This is a genomic window from Aeromonas diversa CDC 2478-85 (assembly GCF_000819805.1).
In the GTDB taxonomy this organism is placed as follows: Bacteria; Pseudomonadota; Gammaproteobacteria; order Enterobacterales; family Aeromonadaceae; genus Aeromonas; species Aeromonas diversa.
The window spans coordinates 162299-179996 of the sequence record NZ_CDCE01000020.1; the positions used below are offsets into that span (position 1 = coordinate 162299).

15 protein-coding genes are annotated in these 17698 nt (G+C 63.5%); all 15 read left to right on the forward strand.

Features of this window, described 5'->3' with window-relative positions; all coding sequences use genetic code 11:
- The first annotated feature begins 2 nt into the window (after positions 1 to 2).
- Positions 3 to 1223 carry a type II secretion system F family protein gene (locus BN1121_RS05660; protein WP_005352925.1) on the forward strand — a complete coding sequence of 407 codons (1221 nt, stop codon included), beginning with the start codon at positions 3 to 5 and terminating at the stop codon, positions 1221 to 1223.
- A gap of 8 nt (positions 1224 to 1231) precedes the next feature.
- Positions 1232 to 1699, forward strand: coding sequence for a hypothetical protein (locus tag BN1121_RS19695; protein WP_005352908.1), 468 nt, complete (start codon positions 1232 to 1234; stop codon positions 1697 to 1699).
- Between the two features lie 62 nt (positions 1700 to 1761).
- Positions 1762 to 2391 (forward strand): type II secretion system protein, encoded by a 630-nt coding sequence (locus BN1121_RS05670; RefSeq protein ID WP_005352900.1) that lies wholly within the window; start codon positions 1762 to 1764, stop codon positions 2389 to 2391.
- 12 nt (positions 2392 to 2403) lie between these two features.
- On the forward strand, positions 2404 to 2871 hold the full coding sequence (locus tag BN1121_RS05675; RefSeq protein WP_005352899.1) for a prepilin-type N-terminal cleavage/methylation domain-containing protein: 468 nt from the start codon (positions 2404 to 2406) through the stop codon (positions 2869 to 2871).
- Between the two features lie 133 nt (positions 2872 to 3004).
- On the forward strand, positions 3005 to 3514 hold the full coding sequence (locus tag BN1121_RS05680) for a prepilin-type N-terminal cleavage/methylation domain-containing protein (protein WP_005352898.1): 510 nt from the start codon (positions 3005 to 3007) through the stop codon (positions 3512 to 3514).
- Complete coding sequence (locus BN1121_RS05685; RefSeq protein WP_005352897.1) at positions 3501 to 4073, forward strand: prepilin-type N-terminal cleavage/methylation domain-containing protein; 573 nt, start codon at positions 3501 to 3503, stop codon at positions 4071 to 4073. Before BN1121_RS05680 ends, BN1121_RS05685 begins: the two co-directional genes overlap by 14 nt.
- A complete protein-coding gene (locus tag BN1121_RS05690) occupies positions 4073 to 4849 on the forward strand; it encodes a type II secretion system protein (RefSeq protein ID WP_005352896.1) in 777 nt (258 codons plus the stop codon). The genes BN1121_RS05685 and BN1121_RS05690 overlap by 1 nt, the downstream gene beginning before the upstream one ends.
- Positions 4839 to 5270, forward strand: coding sequence for a hypothetical protein (locus tag BN1121_RS05695; RefSeq protein ID WP_005352895.1), 432 nt, complete (start codon positions 4839 to 4841; stop codon positions 5268 to 5270). The genes BN1121_RS05690 and BN1121_RS05695 overlap by 11 nt, the downstream gene beginning before the upstream one ends.
- Positions 5271 to 5272: 2 nt before the next feature.
- Positions 5273 to 8926, forward strand: a complete 3654-nt coding sequence (locus BN1121_RS05700; protein ID WP_005352894.1) for a DUF6701 domain-containing protein — start codon at positions 5273 to 5275, stop codon at positions 8924 to 8926.
- 202 nt (positions 8927 to 9128) lie between these two features.
- Complete coding sequence (locus BN1121_RS05705; protein ID WP_005352893.1) at positions 9129 to 10169, forward strand: rod shape-determining protein; 1041 nt, start codon at positions 9129 to 9131, stop codon at positions 10167 to 10169.
- A gap of 125 nt (positions 10170 to 10294) precedes the next feature.
- Entirely contained in the window at positions 10295 to 11179 is an 885-nt protein-coding gene (mreC, locus tag BN1121_RS05710) for a rod shape-determining protein MreC (RefSeq protein WP_005352892.1), read from the forward strand.
- Entirely contained in the window at positions 11179 to 11664 is a 486-nt protein-coding gene (gene mreD / locus BN1121_RS05715; RefSeq protein ID WP_005352891.1) for a rod shape-determining protein MreD, read from the forward strand. Before mreC ends, mreD begins: the two co-directional genes overlap by 1 nt.
- A 2-nt stretch (positions 11665 to 11666) precedes the next feature.
- Positions 11667 to 12245 (forward strand): Maf family protein, encoded by a 579-nt coding sequence (locus BN1121_RS05720; RefSeq protein WP_005352888.1) that lies wholly within the window; start codon positions 11667 to 11669, stop codon positions 12243 to 12245.
- Positions 12246 to 12322: 77 nt separating this feature from the next.
- Positions 12323 to 13792, forward strand: a complete 1470-nt coding sequence (gene rng, locus BN1121_RS05725) for a ribonuclease G (protein ID WP_005352885.1) — start codon at positions 12323 to 12325, stop codon at positions 13790 to 13792.
- Positions 13793 to 17617 carry a YhdP family protein gene (locus BN1121_RS05730; protein WP_005352882.1) on the forward strand — a complete coding sequence of 1275 codons (3825 nt, stop codon included), beginning with the start codon at positions 13793 to 13795 and terminating at the stop codon, positions 17615 to 17617. It abuts the gene before it with no gap.
- The last annotated feature ends 81 nt before the right edge of the window (positions 17618 to 17698 follow it).

Below are 17698 nucleotides of genomic sequence, written 5' to 3' on the forward strand. Positions count from 1 at the left end.
CCATGGCCCACTACATCTATCGGGGACGAGACAATCAGGGCCGGGAGGCGCGTGGCGAGCTGGATGCGGCGAGCGAGATGGCGGCCGCCGAGGCCCTGATGCGCCGTGGCATACTGCCCACCGAGATCCGCCCCGGCAAGGCGAGGGCAGCGGCCATCGACTGGTCGCTGCTGCTCGAGCGAGGCGTGCGCCTCGAAGAGCTGGTCATCTTCACCCGCCAGATGTACGCCCTGACCCGGGCCGGCATCCCCATTCTGCGCGCCATGGCCGGACTGGCCGACACCACCCACAGCAAGCCGCTCAAGCGTGCGCTGGTGAACCTCGGCGAGGAGCTCGGCAACGGCAAGCCGCTCTCCACCGCCATGCAGGCCCATCCCAGGGTCTTTAGCTCCCTCTTTATCGCCATCATTCACGTGGGGGAGAACACGGGTCAGCTGGAGGAGGCCTTCCTGCAGCTGGCCAACTACTTCGAGCTGGAGCTGGAGACCCGCAAGCGGATCAAGACCGCCATGCGCTACCCCAGCTTCGTGCTGATCGCCATCGGCGTGGCCATGGTGGTCCTCAATATCTTCGTCATCCCGACCTTCGCCGGCATGTTTGCCAAGTTCGGGGTCGAGCTGCCGCTCGCCACCCGGATCCTGCTCGCCACCTCCCACTTCTTCGTCCATTACTGGTGGCTGCTGCTGGCGGCCCTGCTCGGCGGCGTGGCCGGGTGGCGCTGGTGGGTGAGCACCCCGGCGGGAAAATTGAAGTGGCACCGCTGGCAGCTGCGCCTGCCCATCGTCGGCGACATCATAGAGCGCTCCCTGCTGGCTCGCTTCGCCCGCAGCTTTGCCATGATGCTGCGCGCCGGGGTCCCCCTCAACGCGGCCCTCACCCTGGTGGCCGAGGCGGTGGACAACGCCTGGATGGCCCTGCGCATTCGCGAGATGCGCAGCGGCGTCGAACGCGGCGAGACCCTGCTGCGAACCTCGACCCAGAGTCACCTCTTCACTCCTCTGGTGTTGCAGATGGTGGCCGTGGGCGAGGAGACGGGCCAGGTTGATGACCTGATGCTCGAGGTGGCCGAGTATTACGAGCGAGAGGTGGACTATGACCTCAAGAGCCTGACGGCCCGTATCGAGCCGATCCTGATCGGCATCGTCGCCGTCATGGTGCTGATCCTGGCCCTGGGCATCTTCACCCCCATGTGGGACATGATGCGCGTGGTGCGCGGTCAGTAGGGGGCGATATGAGCCGTGAGCAGCAGGATCAGTGGCGCTGGCTGGGGGGCTTTCGCCTCGCGGTGAGTCTGACCCTGCTCTTCACCCTGATGGGGCTGCTGGCCAGCGCCTATCAGAGTCACCGGGGGGCCGCCCAGGTGGCGGCCCTGACCGAGCTGGTCGGCCAGTTTGGCGAGCGTAGCCAGCGGCTGCACGGCCTCTGGCTGATGGGCCAGCGCCCCCCGGTGCTGAGAGCCGAGGGGCGGTTGTGGTATTTCTCGGCAAACGGCTGGCCAAACGGGGTCGATGGCATGGCCCCGGATCCTTGCCCTGCGCTGTGGCAGGCCCTGATCGGGCGCCGCGATCTGGATGGTGAGCCTCTCTCGCTGAACCTGCGGGCGCAGGGGTGCGAGATCGGGCTCGGCGCGGTGCGCTGGTACTATGACTGGCGCACGGGTGCCGTGCGGCAGACAGAGGGTGATGAGGTTCAAAGGTAGCCAATTGATGCCTTTGATTTTCATGAATTCGTGGAATAATGAGTCGAGAGTGGGGAGGAGTTATGGGTAGACGGAGCGCGGGTTTTTCCCTGATAGAGCTGGTCATCGTCATCGTGATCCTGGGGATCCTGGCGGCCACGGCCCTGCCACGTTTTCTCGATGTGACCGAAGAGGCGAAGAAGGCGAGCGTGGAGGGGGTCTCGGGCGGCTTTGCCACCGGCGTGCTGCTGGTGCGCGCCCAGTGGGAGGCCGAGGGGCGCGACAAGCAGAACGAGCAGAATACCGTGGTCTACGACGGCACCCGCTTCTACCTCACCACCCCGACCGAGCAGCAGGTCAGTGACGGCGTGCTCTCCCCCGGTTACCCCATGGACACGGCCGGCAGCGGCACCATTGAGGTGGCCCCGGGTAGCCTGACCGCGGCGCGCTGCCTCAAGATCTGGAACGGTCTGCTGCAAAATCCGCCCAAGGCGAGCGATGCCTTCGCCGCGGTGCGCGGCAGTGGCAACGACCTCAAATATTATGCGACCGCCCAGAGCAACGGCGTTGACTCTGTCTGTCGCTACTACCTGGTCAACAGCCTCTCCAAGGGGAGTGACGGCCAGTATCAGGACCCTCAGGGACGCACCGATGCGTTTATGAGTTTTAGCTATCGTCCGGCCTCCGGCCAGGTGACGACCAATATCAACTAAGAGGATGATGTGATGAGAAAGCAGTCGGGTTTCACCCTGATCGAACTGGTCATAGTGATCATTATTCTGGGCATTCTGGCGGTGACCGCCGCGCCCAAGTTCCTGAATCTGCAGGAGGATGCAAGAACGGCAACCTTAAAGGCGGTTGAAGCATCCCTAAAGTCAGCAAGTTCAATGGTATATAGCAAAGCAGTGCTGAAGGGAAAGGAGACCTCCTCTGATGAAGTCGCGTTAGACATTGGGGGGGGGAAAACAGTAGCAACACTCTTTGGTTATCCCGTTGCGACCCAGGCTGCGCTGTCTGCTCTGCTGGATGTGGATAGTACCGCATGGGAATATAAAGTTCCTGAAACAGCAACCGACCCTGTATCCATAATGATCTATCCGAAAGGAAAGACCGCGCTAGATAATTGCTTTGTCACTTACACACAAGCAAAGACTGGTGTTGTTGCAAAGGTAGAAACCACGGATTGCAAATAAATAAAATGGGCAGGGCTATATGCTCTGCCCATTTTGTTTTGTCAGATTTAAATGTCGGTTTTGATATTAATTCTTGTGAGGGTTAGGGAGTAATTGATGCTTACTAATACTTGTATTTTCATGATGAAGATTCATGTCTAACGCTAATTCTGACATTAATGGCTTTACCCTGATCGAACTGGTGCTGGTAATCCTGTTGCTCGGGATTCTGGCCGCCTTTGCCGTGCCCAAGTGGCTGGGCAAAGGCGGCATGGAAACCCAAACCTTGCGCGATGAGCTGCTGACCCGGCTGCGGTTGGTGCAGACCTTCAACATGCACGAGCCCCCCGATCGCTGTACCCAGCTGGTGGCGGATGCCGCCGGATTTGCCCATCTGACGCAGGCCCTGGTCGGCGCCAACTGCCCGGCCCCCGGCGCCATCAGCGGCTGGAGCGACCATCAACGCACCCGTGGCCGCCTCGTTACTCCCTCCTCAGGCATGACGCTCTGGTTAAACAACGCCGGCAGCTTCGTCGTGCGCTTCGATCGTATGGGGCGGCCGCTCGGTGCCTGCCTGGGTGGCTGCGAGTTGCGGGTGAGCGATGGCCACGAAGCGGGGCGCCTGCGTATCGAATCCCAGGGGTATATCCATGAGATCCCCTAGCCGCGGCTTTACCCTGATCGAGCTTATCGTCGGTATTGTGCTGCTGGCGGTGGCCCTGACCGGCATCCTCGGGCTACTGGTCAACCAGGCGCCGCGCGCCGTAGACCCGGTGCAGCAGGTGCGTGCCGCCCAGCTGGCCCAGCGCCTGCTGGGTGAGATCATGGAGGCGTCGTTTGATCAGGCATCGGATCACAACGGCGGGCGTTTTCGCTGTGGTGAGACGCAGGCCGGCGTCTCTTATCCTCCCTGTACCAGCAGCGCCCACTATGGTCCGGATCCCGGGGAGAATGCCCCCTATCTCTATAACGATGTGGACGACTTCGACAGCGCGGGTCAATGGCTGGCGGCCAATACCCTGGTGCAACAGAGTGCCCTGGGGCCGCAGGATGAGTATCGCAACTTCGCGGTGCGCATCGCCGTGGTGGGGCGCGATCTGAGCGCCAGCGACCCCGACACCGCCTGCGCGGATCCCTGCTCGGTCGGCAAGCGCATCACGCTGACGGTGCGCCTGCCTGACGGGAGCAGTCTGGATTTTGCCGCTTACCGGGGGAACTACTGATGGCGCGCGGCTTCACCCTGATCGAACTGGTGATGGTGATCCTCTTGCTCGGCATCATGGCCACCTTCTCCAGCCAGTTTATCGGTACGGGCACCCTCATCTATCAGGATGCCAGTGCCCGTGAACAGCTGATGAGCGATGTTCGCTTCGCCCTCGAGCGTTTGAACCGCGAGGTGGGGCAGGCGGTGCCTGGCTCCTTGCAGATTGAGGATCTCGACGGCAATCGGACCGAGCAGGGGGCCTGCATACGGTTCTGGCCGATCCAGAGTGCCAGCCGTTACCTGCGCCTGAATCAGGGGCTGAGCGGGGGGACGTTCGCCATGACTCTGGTGACCCCCGATGGCGCCGCGCCGACCGACGCCAGCCTGGCCATCGTCTACCCCCTGACCGAGCAGGGGCTGGCACAAGGCTGCATCGGTGGCACCTGCACCAGTCAGGTGCTGACGGTCAGCCCAGTGGGCAGCGGCGCCCTGCAGGTCACCACGGCCCAGTCGTTTAGCACCGAATCGCCGGGGCGCCGGGTCTATTTTGCCAGTGAGCAGGTGCTGTTCTGCGTCCAGAGTGGCCGCATGCTGCGGGGGGCGGGGGCCTTGGGGCAATCCCTGGCGGCCAGCGCTCTGACCGAGCCCGTGGCCGGGCTTGTCGCCGAGGGACTCTTCTATCGCGACATCGCCTCGCCCCGCTACGGGGGCGAGGTTGGCTTGCGACTGACCCTGAGCCAGCGGGGGGAGAGCGTGACCCTGGAGCACAGGATGGGGGTGTGGAATGAACCCTAGACGCACGCACGGCAGCGCCCTGCTGATCGCTCTGTTCGTCATCGTCGTGATGGCCCTGCTGGCCGCCGCCATGGGCCGTTTTCTCACCGACAGTGGCGAGAAGCACACGCTTGAGGTGCGCGGCGTGCGGGCCCTGATGGCGGCCCAGAGTGCCCTGGAGGTGGGGCTCTACCGGCTCTATCCCCAGGGGCAGTGGCAACCGCTCGGGTGCCCCGGCGCCAACCTCACCTTTACCACGCCCGGCCTTGACGGCTGTCAGGCTGTACTCAGCTGCACGCCTGTCTCCAGCTCGGATGGGAGTATTTCCGTGGCCGGGGTGCGCCTGAGCGCGCAGGGAAGCTGCGGTGATAGGCAGCTCGATAGCGCCAACCCCGATTTTGCCGTGAGCCGCACCCTGACGGTGGAAACCTATGGAGAGTAACCATGCGCCTTGAGCGATTCCTGTTGATCCTCGCTCTGCTCCTGTCGCCATGCGCTTTTGGTGACGTGCTCCTGCCCGGCTACGGACATATCGGCGATAACGACTCGACGGCGCTGCGCCCCACCCAGGTGCTGTGGCCATCCGGCGGCCATTATCAGGCGCTGCGGCCCATCAACTTTCGACTGACTCATCCCGTGATGCTCAAGGAGATTCGGCTCGAAGGAAGCAGTGATCTGCAGGCCGGCATGAATGTGATTATCTGGGATCGCTATGGGAATACCCTGCTCGATCTGCAAGGTTATGATGGCAGCCGGGACAGGGTCACCGTAGCCAATGAATTATCGTTGCCTGCCGGGGAGTATCGCATCGCGGTGTGGGGGAGCTGTTTTTATAACAATGGCAATGCCTATCAGCGCTATGCCTATCCTTGCCACGATTGGGATGATTTTACCTTTAGTGCCATTCGCCTGGTGACCAATGGCACCAGCACCGCCTTTCATTTCAGCCAGCGCACCCATATCGGTGATAATCAAGACGCGAGCCGTTGGTATCCCCCGGCGGCGAGCGGCGCTTATGTGCGTTATACCTTCACCCTGAACAAGCGCTCACGCCTCGACTCTCTCTTGCTCTTTAATCTGCAGGATTGGGAGGCCACGGGGGGCAGCCGGATCTTTATCCGCACGGCAGACAGCGCCTACACCCCTCTGGTCTATTACTTCACCCGCAACGGCGACATCGAGTGGAAAATTAACTACGAGCTGGCCGCCGGCACCTATGAGCTCTGGGTCGAGAGCGTCGCCGCCTATGATCGCGATGACATCAGCTGGGACTCGATGCTCCTCACCTACACGCCGCTCAACGAGAGCGTCGCCCTGGATAACGTCTGCTCTATCTTCCCTTATCCGGCCCAGGGGCGGGCGAGTGCTCACAAGCTCGACCTGAGCGGTAATCCCGGCAATACCATGGGGCTGGTGTATGGCACCCAGGGCGGACGCCTTGGCTATGGACCCAATGGCCAGATCAAGGGCACCTCGGGGAGTAACTGCGACGGGGGCCTGTGCGTCGCCGTGGGTGATGTCGCCCCCTGGGGCGGCGCGCCCGTTTCTCGTTTCCCCCTCGCCACCGGCGCCGATGTGACGCTGGGGTTTGCCGAGACCCGGTATCTCACGGCGGCCGATGGCATGACGTTTGGCACTGTATCGACCTCATACCAATCCCTGCTGAACATCGAAAATTCGGGCATCACCATCAAGGCGATGAACCTGGGCAGTGGCCGTGGCGGGCGGCCCTATACCGTCAAGTTGGCGGCCGGGGATTACTGGATTGAAACCCTGACCATGAGCAATGACACCTCGATAGAGATCGATGGCCCGGTCAGGCTGTTTGTGAAGACGCTGGTTATGGGGTCGGCCAGCTATATCAACAGCCCGGGCCGCAATAGCGCGGGTGACGTCGGCAAGCTAATGGTCGTGCTCTACGACGGCGCAACCCTGACCGATGGCTCGACCCTCTCCGGGCTGGTCTATCAGGCGGACAGTGCCAGAGGAAGTGTCAGCCTGTCGTCGGCGTCCTATCTGATGGGGCGCATCAACGCCCAGTCGGTGCTGCTGGGTAAAGATTCGACGATCGATAGCCGGGCCTATCAATGTTCCACCGTCGTCGCGCCCGATCACTACGAGCTGATCTATTCGGCCCAGGCGCTCACTTGTGAGCAGGCCAGCGTGCAGCTGCGGGCCTGTAAAGACAGCAGCTGTAGCCAGCTGTTTGACGCGGGCGCCTCGGTCAGCCTCTCCCCTCAGGCGGGGTGGAGCAGCAACCCGGTGTCACTGGGGAGTAGCGGGCTGGCGAATCTCACCCTGGCCCGGCTCACGGTCGGGAGCGTGACCCTGGGCGCGTCGGCGAGTGCCCCAGCGGCGCCGCTGCGCTGCTATCGGGACGGGGTGCTCGATCCTGGCTGCACCCTCGACTTCGTTGACGCGGCCCTGCGCTTTAACGTGCCGACCTTCTATGCTGGCGAGAGCGCCAGCAGCGAGATCCGGGCCATCAAGTCGTCCGCTGCCGGGGCGACCCGGGTCTGCCTCCCCCTGCTGACCGGTACCCAGAGCCTGCGTTTTGACTACGGCAAGGTGGTCTCTGACCCCAGCCAGGCACAGCCGACGGTCAATGGAACGCCCCTGTCTGCGGCGGGTGCGGCGGCCAACGTGACCTTCGATGCCAATGGGGTTGGCCAGCTCACGGTGCAATATCCGGATGCCGGCGTCCTGCGCCTCGATGCGAGCGTGCAGAGAAGCGACAGTACCGGCACCCTCAACCTCAAGGGGAGTGACACCTTTGCCGTGCTGCCCAAGGCCATCGTGCTGCAAGGGGAGGGGCAGTCGCTCTGCAGCGGTAGCGATGATGCGAGCTATGCCGCCTGCCCCGTCTATCGCAGGGCGGGCGAGGGCTTTAACCTGCTCGCCCAGGCGATCAACAGCGCCAATGTGGCGACGCCGGGGTTTGCGACTCAGGGGCGGACTGTGGATTGGCAACTGTTGGCCCCGGCCGGTGGTGTGCGGGGGCTATTGTCGCCCGCCACTCTGTCCATGGCCGCCGGTAGCGGGCGTCTGGCCACCAGCTGGAGCGAGGTGGGGGTGATTCGTGCCGGCGTCACCGATTTTGTCCCCTACCCCAACTATCAGGACGAGTCTCCCCCGTTAACGGTGCCCCTGCGCTGGAGCGCCCCCATAGGGCGCTTCGTCCCGTGGGATTTTGCGGTTAGCGATAAGCGCATCCTGCCTGCCTGCTCTTCCTTCACTTATACGGGGCAGCCCTTTACCAGCGGGTTTACCGTCACCGCCCGTAACCTGAGTGCGGGAACCACGCTTAACTATCGTGGGCCCTTTGCCAAAGGGGCGAGCAAGCTGGTGGCCGAGAATGGGGATCTCGGCGGGGGGCTGACCAGCCGTATTGACCAAGAGCCGGTGCTGACGTGGGGTCAGGGCATTGCCCAGGTCAGACCGGATAGCCCCAACTCCCGCTTGGCTCGTAGCCAGGCCCTTGAGGAATCCCTGATGCAACTGGCTGTCGGCTTGCGGATCGCCGACGGCGAGACCCCGGTGGTGACCCGGGTTGCCGCGCCGGATATGCGTGCCGACGAGGCGGGTGATTGTGCGCCGAGTGGGCGCTGTGATGCCGTCAGGCTGGGTATCCAGGTGCTGCGTCACGGTCGGCTCGCGGTCAGTACCGAGCAGGGGAGCGCCGGTACACCGCTCGCCTTGCGCCAGCAAGTGGAGTCGTATCAGGATGGACGTTGGCGACCCAACGTCGATGACAGCTGCACCGAGCTCGATCTGAGCGGCTATGAGTTCACCGCCGACGGGCAGGCCTATGATGCCGGTAGCGGCATGCTCTCATTCCCGCCGGCAGGGGCAATCCGCCTCGGCCTGGGCAGCCAGGCCCCCGGCAGCGCCAGGGCTCGCGTCGCGGCAGGGGAAACCCGATTACAGCTTGGCGCCCCTGGTACCCCCCTCACCGTACCCTATCGCGTGGATCTCTCCCGCCAGCCCGGGGCTCCGCTCTGGTTGTTAGACGATCCTCGCAGCCTCCAGGGGATCGCCATCTTCGGTAGTGCGCGCGGGAGCGATCGCATCATCTACCGGCGTGAGCGGTTTAATTAATTTGACCGGAGCGGGAGGGCGGCGTTTTTTCCGTCACCTCCCGCCACGCCGGCAGGAGGCGGGCGGCTCAAGGTAAGTGATGGCTCGCATAAATTGTCGTGTCGTGCCCATCCTAAGGGGTTGTTCGCTTGCAGGGCGTGATGGGCATTGGTAAAGTTAGCCGGTTTTCTGCTCTTCCAAATTCTTAGGATTTCCCGTAGCCATGTTCAAAAAGCTCAGAGGCGTCTTCTCCAACGATCTGTCGATCGATCTGGGAACAGCCAACACCCTGATTTATGTGAAGGATCAGGGTATCGTCCTCAACGAACCGTCCGTTGTCGCCATTCGCCAAGAGCGCGGGAACGCCAAGTCGGTGGCCGCCGTTGGCCACGCGGCCAAGCAGATGTTGGGCCGTACCCCGGGCAACATCTCCGCCATCCGTCCCATGAAGGACGGGGTGATCGCCGATTTCTACGTGACCGAGAAGATGCTGCAGCACTTCATCAAGCAGGTTCACGACAACAACTTCTTCCGCCCCAGCCCGCGCGTGCTGGTCTGCATCCCCTGCGGTTCTACCCAGGTGGAGCGCCGTGCCATTCGCGAATCGGCGCTGGGCGCCGGTGCCCGGGAAGTTCACCTGATCGAGGAGCCCATGGCGGCGGCCATCGGTGCCGGCCTGCCGGTCTCCGAGGCGACCGGCTCCATGGTGGTGGACATCGGTGGCGGTACGACCGAGGTGGCCATCATCTCCCTCAACGGTGTGGTCTATGCCCAGTCCGTGCGTATCGGTGGTGACAAGTTCGACGAAGCCATCATCAATTATGTGCGCCGTAACTACGGCAGCCTGATCGGTGAGTCCACCGCCGAGCGCATCAAGCACGAGATCGGCTCCGCCTATCCGGGCGAAGAGGTGCGTGAGCTCGAGGTGCGCGGTCGTAACCTGGCCGAGGGTGTGCCCCGCAGCTTCACCCTCAACTCCAACGAGATCCTGGAAGCTCTGCAAGAGCCGCTGTCAGGCATCGTCTCCGCCGTCATGGTGGCCCTGGAGCAGTCCCCGCCCGAGCTGGCTTCCGACATCTCCGAGCGCGGCATGGTGCTGACCGGTGGTGGCGCCCTGTTGCGTGATCTGGATCGCCTGCTGATGGAAGAGACCGGTATCCCAGTGGTGGTTGCCGAGGATCCGCTTACCTGTGTCGCCCGCGGTGGTGGCAAGGCGCTGGAGCTCATCGACATGCACGGCGGCGACCTGTTCCAGTACGAGTAACAGAAGATGAGCCGGCAAACGCCGGCTCTTTTTTGCAGCCAGCGGCGATCTTGTCGATCGCCGCTGGCTGCGATTGGATGCCGCTCCAAGATGCGGCTTGACCCGACAGGGTGACACCACGATTTATGAAACCGATATTTGGCCGAGGCCCTTCGCTTCAACTGCGGCTCTTTCTCGCCGTGGTTATCTCCATCGCAGCCATTGTGGCGGACTCCCGCTTCAATGCCTTCGAGCACGTCCGTGTCTACCTCGGCTCTCTGGTCAGTCCGCTGCAGTACCTTGCCAATGCCCCCGGCATCCTGCTCGACTCCATGTCCGATCAGGTGCAGACCCGTACCGATCTCATCGAACAGACCAAGCAGCAGGAGCAACAGCTGTTTACCCTGCGCGCTCGCCTGCTGCAGATGGATCATCTTGAGCATGAAAACCAGCGCCTGCGCGAGCTGCTCGGCTCTCCGGTGCAGAAGGAGTCGCGCAAGATGGTCGCCGAGCTCATCTCGGTCGACTCCGATCCCTTCAGCCACCAGATCCTGATCAACAAGGGGGCGCTCGACGGCGTCTACAACGGCCAGCCGGTGATCAACGATCTCGGTGTGATAGGTCAGGTGCTGCACGTGGGTTCGACCACCAGTCGGGTGCTGCTCATCACCGACTCCAGCCACGGCTTGCCGGTACGGGTGCTGCGTAACGACCTGCGCGCGATCGCCAACGGCAGCGGTGAGCTCGACAGGCTGGAGCTGCGTAACCTGCCGCGCAACACCGATATCCAGGTCGGCGATCTGCTGGTCACCTCGGGCCTTGGCGGCCGCTTCCCGGAAGGCTACCCGGTGGCGACCGTGACCCGGGCCGACTATGTGGAGGGCAAGCCGTTCGCCCAGGTGGAGGCCAAGCCCCTGGTGCCGCTCGATCGCCTGCGTTACATGTTGCTGCTGTGGACCGACAAGCGTCCCGAGCTCCACGATGATGAGCAAGCCAGTGCCCCGGCCCCCGCAGCGGAGAAAAAGTCCTGATGTTGCAACCTGCAAGCGGCCGGCTCTGGATCTGGTTGTCGATCCTGCTGGCCCTGAGCCTCTCTATTCTGCCCCTGCCGATCCAGCTGGTGCCCTTCAGGCCCGACTGGCTCGCCATGGTGCTGGTCTACTGGGCCCTGGCGCTGCCCCACAGAGTCAATGTGGGCAGTGCCTGGGTCGCCGGCCTGCTGCTCGATGTGTTGCTCGGCAGTACCCTGGGGGTGCGTGCCATGGCCATGGCCATCATGGTCTATCTGGCGGCGTTCCAGTTTCAGAAGATCCGTAACTTCTCGGTGTGGCAACAGGCCCTCATCATGGGTGGCCTCACCCTGGTGGGCAAGGTCACCGTCTTCTGGGCCGAGCACCTGTTTAGCCGGGCCAATCTGAATGTGGGCTACTTCTGGTCTACCCTATCCACCATGTTTCTCTGGCCCTGGGTCTTTCTGGTCTTGCGCCAATTGAGAAGACACTTCAATATCAAGTAGTTATGAAGAGCACTATTCAACTTTATCTGGCCTCCGGCTCGCCCCGTCGCCGCGAGCTGCTGACCCAGCTGGGCTACCGCTTCGAGGTATTGCGCTGCGAGGTCGAGGAGCGCCGTCAGGAGGGCGAGAAGCCCCAGGACTATGTCTGCCGGCTGGCGCGCGACAAGGCGCAGGCCGGGTTGGCCGTGGCCCCCGAGGCGCATCCCGTGCTCGGTGCCGACACCATAGTCGTGCTCGGCGAGCGGGTGCTGGAGAAGCCTTCCGACCTGATCGATGCCAAGGAGATGCTCGAGGCCCTCTCCGGGCGCGTGCATCAGGTGATGACGGCGGTTGCCCTCGCCTCGGCCGACCGTTGTGACGTGCGACTGGTGACCACCAACGTGGCCTTTCGCAAGCTCGACGAGTCCGAGATCGAGGCCTATTGGGAGACCGGTGAACCCTGTGACAAGGCGGGTGCCTATGGGATTCAGGGGATTGCCGGCAAGTTTGTCAGCCGTATCGAGGGGAGCTATAGCGCCGTGGTCGGCCTGCCCCTGCTCGAGACGGATCTGCTTATCAAGAGTGCCCTGGAACAGCGCTGAGCCACGCCTTCTTCTGGTTTTTCCAGCTTCGGACGCGCTGTTTCATCAGAATCTTATAAAAATCAGGAAGCAGTCATATGTCCGTAGAGCTGTTGATTAACGTAACCCCCTCCGAGACCCGGGTCGCCCTGGTCGAGAATGGCCAGTTGCAGGAAGTGCATGTGGAGCGCCAGGCCCGGCGCGGCATCGTCGGAAACATCTACAAGGGCAAGATCAGTCGGGTGTTGCCCGGCATGCAGGCCGCCTTTGTCGACATCGGCATGGACAAGGCCGCCTTCCTGCACGCCTCCGACATCGTGCCCCACACCGAGTGCGTGGCCATCAAGGAGAAGGAGCAGTTCCAGGCCGGTAACATCGCCGAGCTGGTGCGTCAGGGGCAGGACATCATGGTGCAGGTGGTCAAGGATCCCCTCGGCACCAAGGGCGCCCGCCTCACCACCGACATCACCCTCCCTTCCCGTTATCTTGTCTTCATGCCCGGCAGCGCCCACGTGGGGGTCTCCCAGCGTATCGAGTCCGAGGCGGAGCGCGAGCGCCTCAAGCGGGTGGTGAGTTCCTATGTGGACGAACTGGGCGGCTTCATCATCCGCACCGCCGCCGAAGGGGTGGGGGAGCAGGAGCTGGAGCAGGACGCCGCCTTCTTGAAGCGCCTGTGGCGCAAGATCCTCGAGCGCAAGCAGAAGTATCCGCCGTGCCGGGTCATCTACGAAGACCCCAGCCTGGCGTTCCGGGTGGTGCGTGACTTCGTCGGCGCCGAGCTCGACAAGATCCGCGTCGATTCGCGCCAGAGCTTCGAGTCCCTCAAGCGCTTCTGCGAGGAGTATGTCCCCGAGCTGGCGGACAAGCTGGAGTACTATGCCGGCGAGTCCCCCATCTTCGATCTCTACGACGTGGAGAACGAGATCCAGCGCGCCCTGGAGCGCAAGGTGGAGCTGAAATCCGGCGGCTACCTCATCATCGACCAGACCGAGGCGATGACCACGGTGGACATCAACACCGGTGCCTTCGTCGGCCATCGCAACCTGGAAGAGACCATCTTCAACACCAACGTCGAGGCGACGGCGGCCATCGCCCGTCAGCTGCGTCTGCGTAACCTCGGCGGCATCATCATCATCGACTTCATCGATATGCAGTCGGAAGACCATCGCCGCCGGGTGCTGCACAGCCTGGAGCTGGCGCTCGCCAAGGACAGGGCCAAGACCAACGTCAACGGCTTCTCCCAGCTCGGCCTGGTGGAGATGACCCGCAAGCGCACCCGCGAGAGCCTGGAGCACGTGCTCTGCTCCGAGTGCCCCGAGTGCCATGGGCGCGGTCGGGTCAAGACGGTCGAATCGGTCTGCTACGAGATCCTGCGCGAGATCATCCGGGTTAACCGCGCCTACGATGCGGATCAGTTCACCGTTTACGCCGCCCCGGCCGTGGCCGAGTTCCTGCGCGGTGAGGAGTCCCACAGCCTGGCCGAGCTGGAGGTCTTCATCGGCAAGCAGGTGCGGGTGGTGAGCGAGCCGCTCTATAGCCAGGAGCAGTTTGACGTGGTGATGATGTAAATGCTCCACCGCTGGTTGAGTCGGGCCTGGCTGGCCTTGGGGATCCTGTTCGTGCTGCTGGCCATCGGGATCAGCGCCGTCCGTCTGGGTGGTCCCCTGCTCAACCAGCACAAGGAGTCGCTCGTCACCGGGTTGCTCGGGCCCGGGGCCCGGGTCGAGAGCCTGGGGTTAACCTGGGTCGGGCGAGGGCCCGCCCTCTCGTTGCAGGGGCTTAGCCTCGCTTCCCCCGATGGCCGCATCGAATTCACCCTGGCGCAGGCCTCGATCAAGCTGGATCTCTGGCGCTCTCTGCGCAGCGCCTCCCCCCATTTTCGCGAGCTGCGGCTGCACCGGCTCGATCTCGCCATCGATCTGACCCGCCCTCGCCAGGATCCCCAGGAAGAGGTGCGGCAGCTCGATGCGCTGCTCGAGGTGGTGCTGGGCAGCTTTCGTCGTTTCTCCCTGTTCGACAGCCGAGTGCGTCTCAAGACACCGTTGGGAGAGCTCACCACCCTCAGCGTCGCCGAGCTGGGTTGGCAGAACCGGGGCAATCGCCATCAAGGGGTCGGCAAGGCCTATCTGGTGGATGGGCTCGGCGAGAGCACGCTGGATCTCATCATCGATCTCAAGGGGCGTTCCCATCGTCTCGACGATCTCTCGGGGCGCCTCTATCTAGGGGCTCATCGCCTCAATATCACCCCCCTGTTGGCACGGGTCCACGCCGGAGAGCCGCGCCTCGAAGGGCAGCTCGATCTGCAGTTGTGGAGCGAGTTCAAGGGGCGCGAGTGGGGCGAGAGCCTGCTTAAATTTGGCAACAACTATCTGATCTGGCAAGAGAAAGGTCAGATGCACCGGCTTGGGCTGAGCGGTGGTCAGATCCAGCTGCGGCGGGATGACCACGAGTGGCAGCTGGCCAGCTACGACGTACAGCTCAAACTCGACGAGCGGCCCTGGCTGCGCAGCCAGTTGCAGCTGGAGCGGCGCGGCGATCGCATCACCGGCATTATTCCCAAGATAGAATTCGGCAAGCTGGCCCTGCTCGGCCAAATTGTCTCTGGCCTCTATCCCGAGGCAACCGGCGCGCTGGCAACCATGAAGCCCAGCGGCGAGCTCCACGATCTGACCCTGCTGGCCGATGCCGATTGGCAACATCCGAGCCTCAGCGGCACCCTGCAAGGGCTGGGGCTGCAGCAATGGCAGTGGGTGCCGGGCTTTAGCGCGCTGGATGGGCGTTTCTGGCTGACGCCCGAGCAGGGGGCCCTAACCCTGAGTCTGGGTAAGGACAGGATCGATACCGGGGGCCATTTCAAGCGCCCCATCGCCGTCGATCGCTTCAGTGGTCGGCTCGACTGGTGGCGAGAGCAGGGCAACTGGGTGCTCTATGGCCAGGACATCACGCTCTCCAACCCGGATCTCAGCCTGGCCACCCGTTTTCGTCTCGATCTGGAGGCGCGCCCCTTCCTGGCCCTGACCGGCGCTGTGGATGTAAAAAATGCCGCTCATGCGGATCGCTACTACCCCCTGCACGCCATGGACAAGGGGTTGGTCGACTACCTGAGTGCCTCCCTGCAGGGAGGGCAGGCCAAGGGAGCCAGCCTGCTCTGGTACGGTGCCCTGCAAGACTTCCCCTATGCCGGCGGTGAGGGGATCTTCCAGGCCGCCGTTCCCCTCGAGAAGGCCACCTTCCAGTTCGACCCCGGTTGGCAACCGCTCACCGACCTGCGCCTCGATCTGCTGTTCCAGAACGCCTCTCTCGACATGCAGAGCGAGAGTGCCCGCCTCGGCAAGGCCAGGGCCGAGCGCATTCATGCCCTGATCCCGGATCTCGCCCCCGACGCCCACCTCTATATCGCCGCCAAGGTGGCGGGGGATGGGCGGGAGGTGAGCCGCTATCTCATCGACTCCCCCCTCAAGAATTCGGTGGGCCAGGCCCTCGAGCAGGTGCAGGTGAGTGGTCCCCTGCGAGGGGATCTGCGACTCGATATCCCCCTCAACGGCGCCGAGGTGAAGGTGGCGGGGCAGGCGGACTTTGAGGGCGGCAAGGTGCGTCTGGCGGCGCTCGATCTCCCCCTGGAGGCGGTCAAGGGTACCCTCGATTTCGACAACGACAAGACGGGTTTCAAGGGACTGACGGCCCGCCTCTACGGTAACCCTGTCACCCTCGACTACAGCGGTGCCGTGCGTCCGGCCGGATACCGGGTCGACGTGGGGATCAAGGGGGAGTGGGATCAGCGGCGCTCGACCCTGAGGGCGCCGGGCATGGAGGTGCTCAAGGGCCAGAGCCGTTGGGGCGGTCAGGTGGGGGTCGATCTCAATGAGTCGCAGCCGCTGCAATTTAGCGTCGATCTCGCCTCGGATCTGCGCGGGATGGCGCTGGATCTGCCGGCCCCGCTGACCAAGGAGGCGGCGGCTCGCCTGCCCATGCGTATCACGGCGCGAGGACAGAATGGCAAGGCCGACATTCATGGGGTGCTGGGGAGCGAACACAACCTAGCGGCCCGCCTCGACTATGGCCAGAGCCCGGCGCGCCTGACCCGGCTGCGGGCCAATCTGGGTCAACCGGGTACCCGGGTGATCCGCGATGCCCCCATGGTGCTGACCATCAATCAGGAGCGGGTCGATGTCGGGGCCTGGCTGTCTCGTCTCTCGGGCTGGTTGCCGGCTCGGGGTGAGGGGGGGCCGACGCTGGAAGGACCGGCCTTCTGGCCCTCACCCTGGTGGGTGGACGGGCGTGTCAATCAGGCCAAGATAGGGTCGGCCACCCTCAAGGCGGTGCAATTTACCGTGGGGGCGGTGGCCGGGGCCACCGAGGTGATGATCGACAGTCCCCAGGTGCTCGGGGTGGTGCGGGTGCCCACGCGCCGGAGCCAGCCGGTCGAGGCCCAGTTTGGCCGCCTGCACTGGTCGGGCTCGAGTGATGACTTCCGTGGCAAGCCCGATCCGGTGCAGGAACAGGCTCTGCTCGGGCAGATCCCCTGGATGACCTTCACCTGTGCCGATTGCCGCTTCGGTGAGCTGCCCCTCGGTCAGGTGAGTGGGGAGCTTAAACCCGCCCCCGACCGGGTCACTCTGGATCGCTTCAAGATGGAGCTGGCGGGGTCGACCCTGAGCGGCAAGGGGGGCTGGTATCGCGACGGGGAGCGGATGCAGACTCGCCTCGAGGGAAGGCTCAAGAGCGCCAACAGCGAGCTGCTGCTGCATCGCTTTGGCTATGTCTCTCCCCTTGGCGATACCCCGGCCGACATCGGGTTCAGCACGGGCTGGCAGGATGTTCCCTGGCGCCCGCAGCTGGCGACCCTGGCGGGGGACGCCAGGGTGCATCTGGATGGTGGCACGATCCGCGAGGTCAACGATCGCGGGGCGCGCCTGCTCTCCTTCCTCAGCTTCGACTCCCTGGTGCGCAAGCTGAAACTCGATTTTCGCGACGTCTTCGACAAGGGTTTCTATTTCGAGTCCATCACTGCCACACTCAAGGCCCGACAGGGGGTGATCGAGAACCGGGATCTCTACATGAAGGGCGCCGCCGGCAACCTGCGTGGCGAGGGGGTGGCCGATCTGGTGAAGTGGGATCTCGACTACCAACTGAGTTTCTCACCCAATCTGGGGGGCACCCTGCCGGTGGTGGCGGCCTTCTCGGTGACGCCGGTGACCGGACTCTATGTCTTCGCCCTCTCCAAACTGCTTGAGCCCGTGGTGGATGTGGTGACCCGCATCGACTTCAGGGTGGAAGGGCCGCTCGATAATCCACATCTGAGCGAGGCGGGCCGCAACAAGGCGCGCATCAAGCTCAATGCCGATCAGCGCAAAGAGGCCGAAGCGGCGGCAACGCCCCCCATTCGCCCCTGAGTGAGATGGACAAGCAGATCGGCGTGCAGGGAAACCCCTGTGCCTGCCTTCTCGGGAGGGGGGAGTACACAATGGATAAGG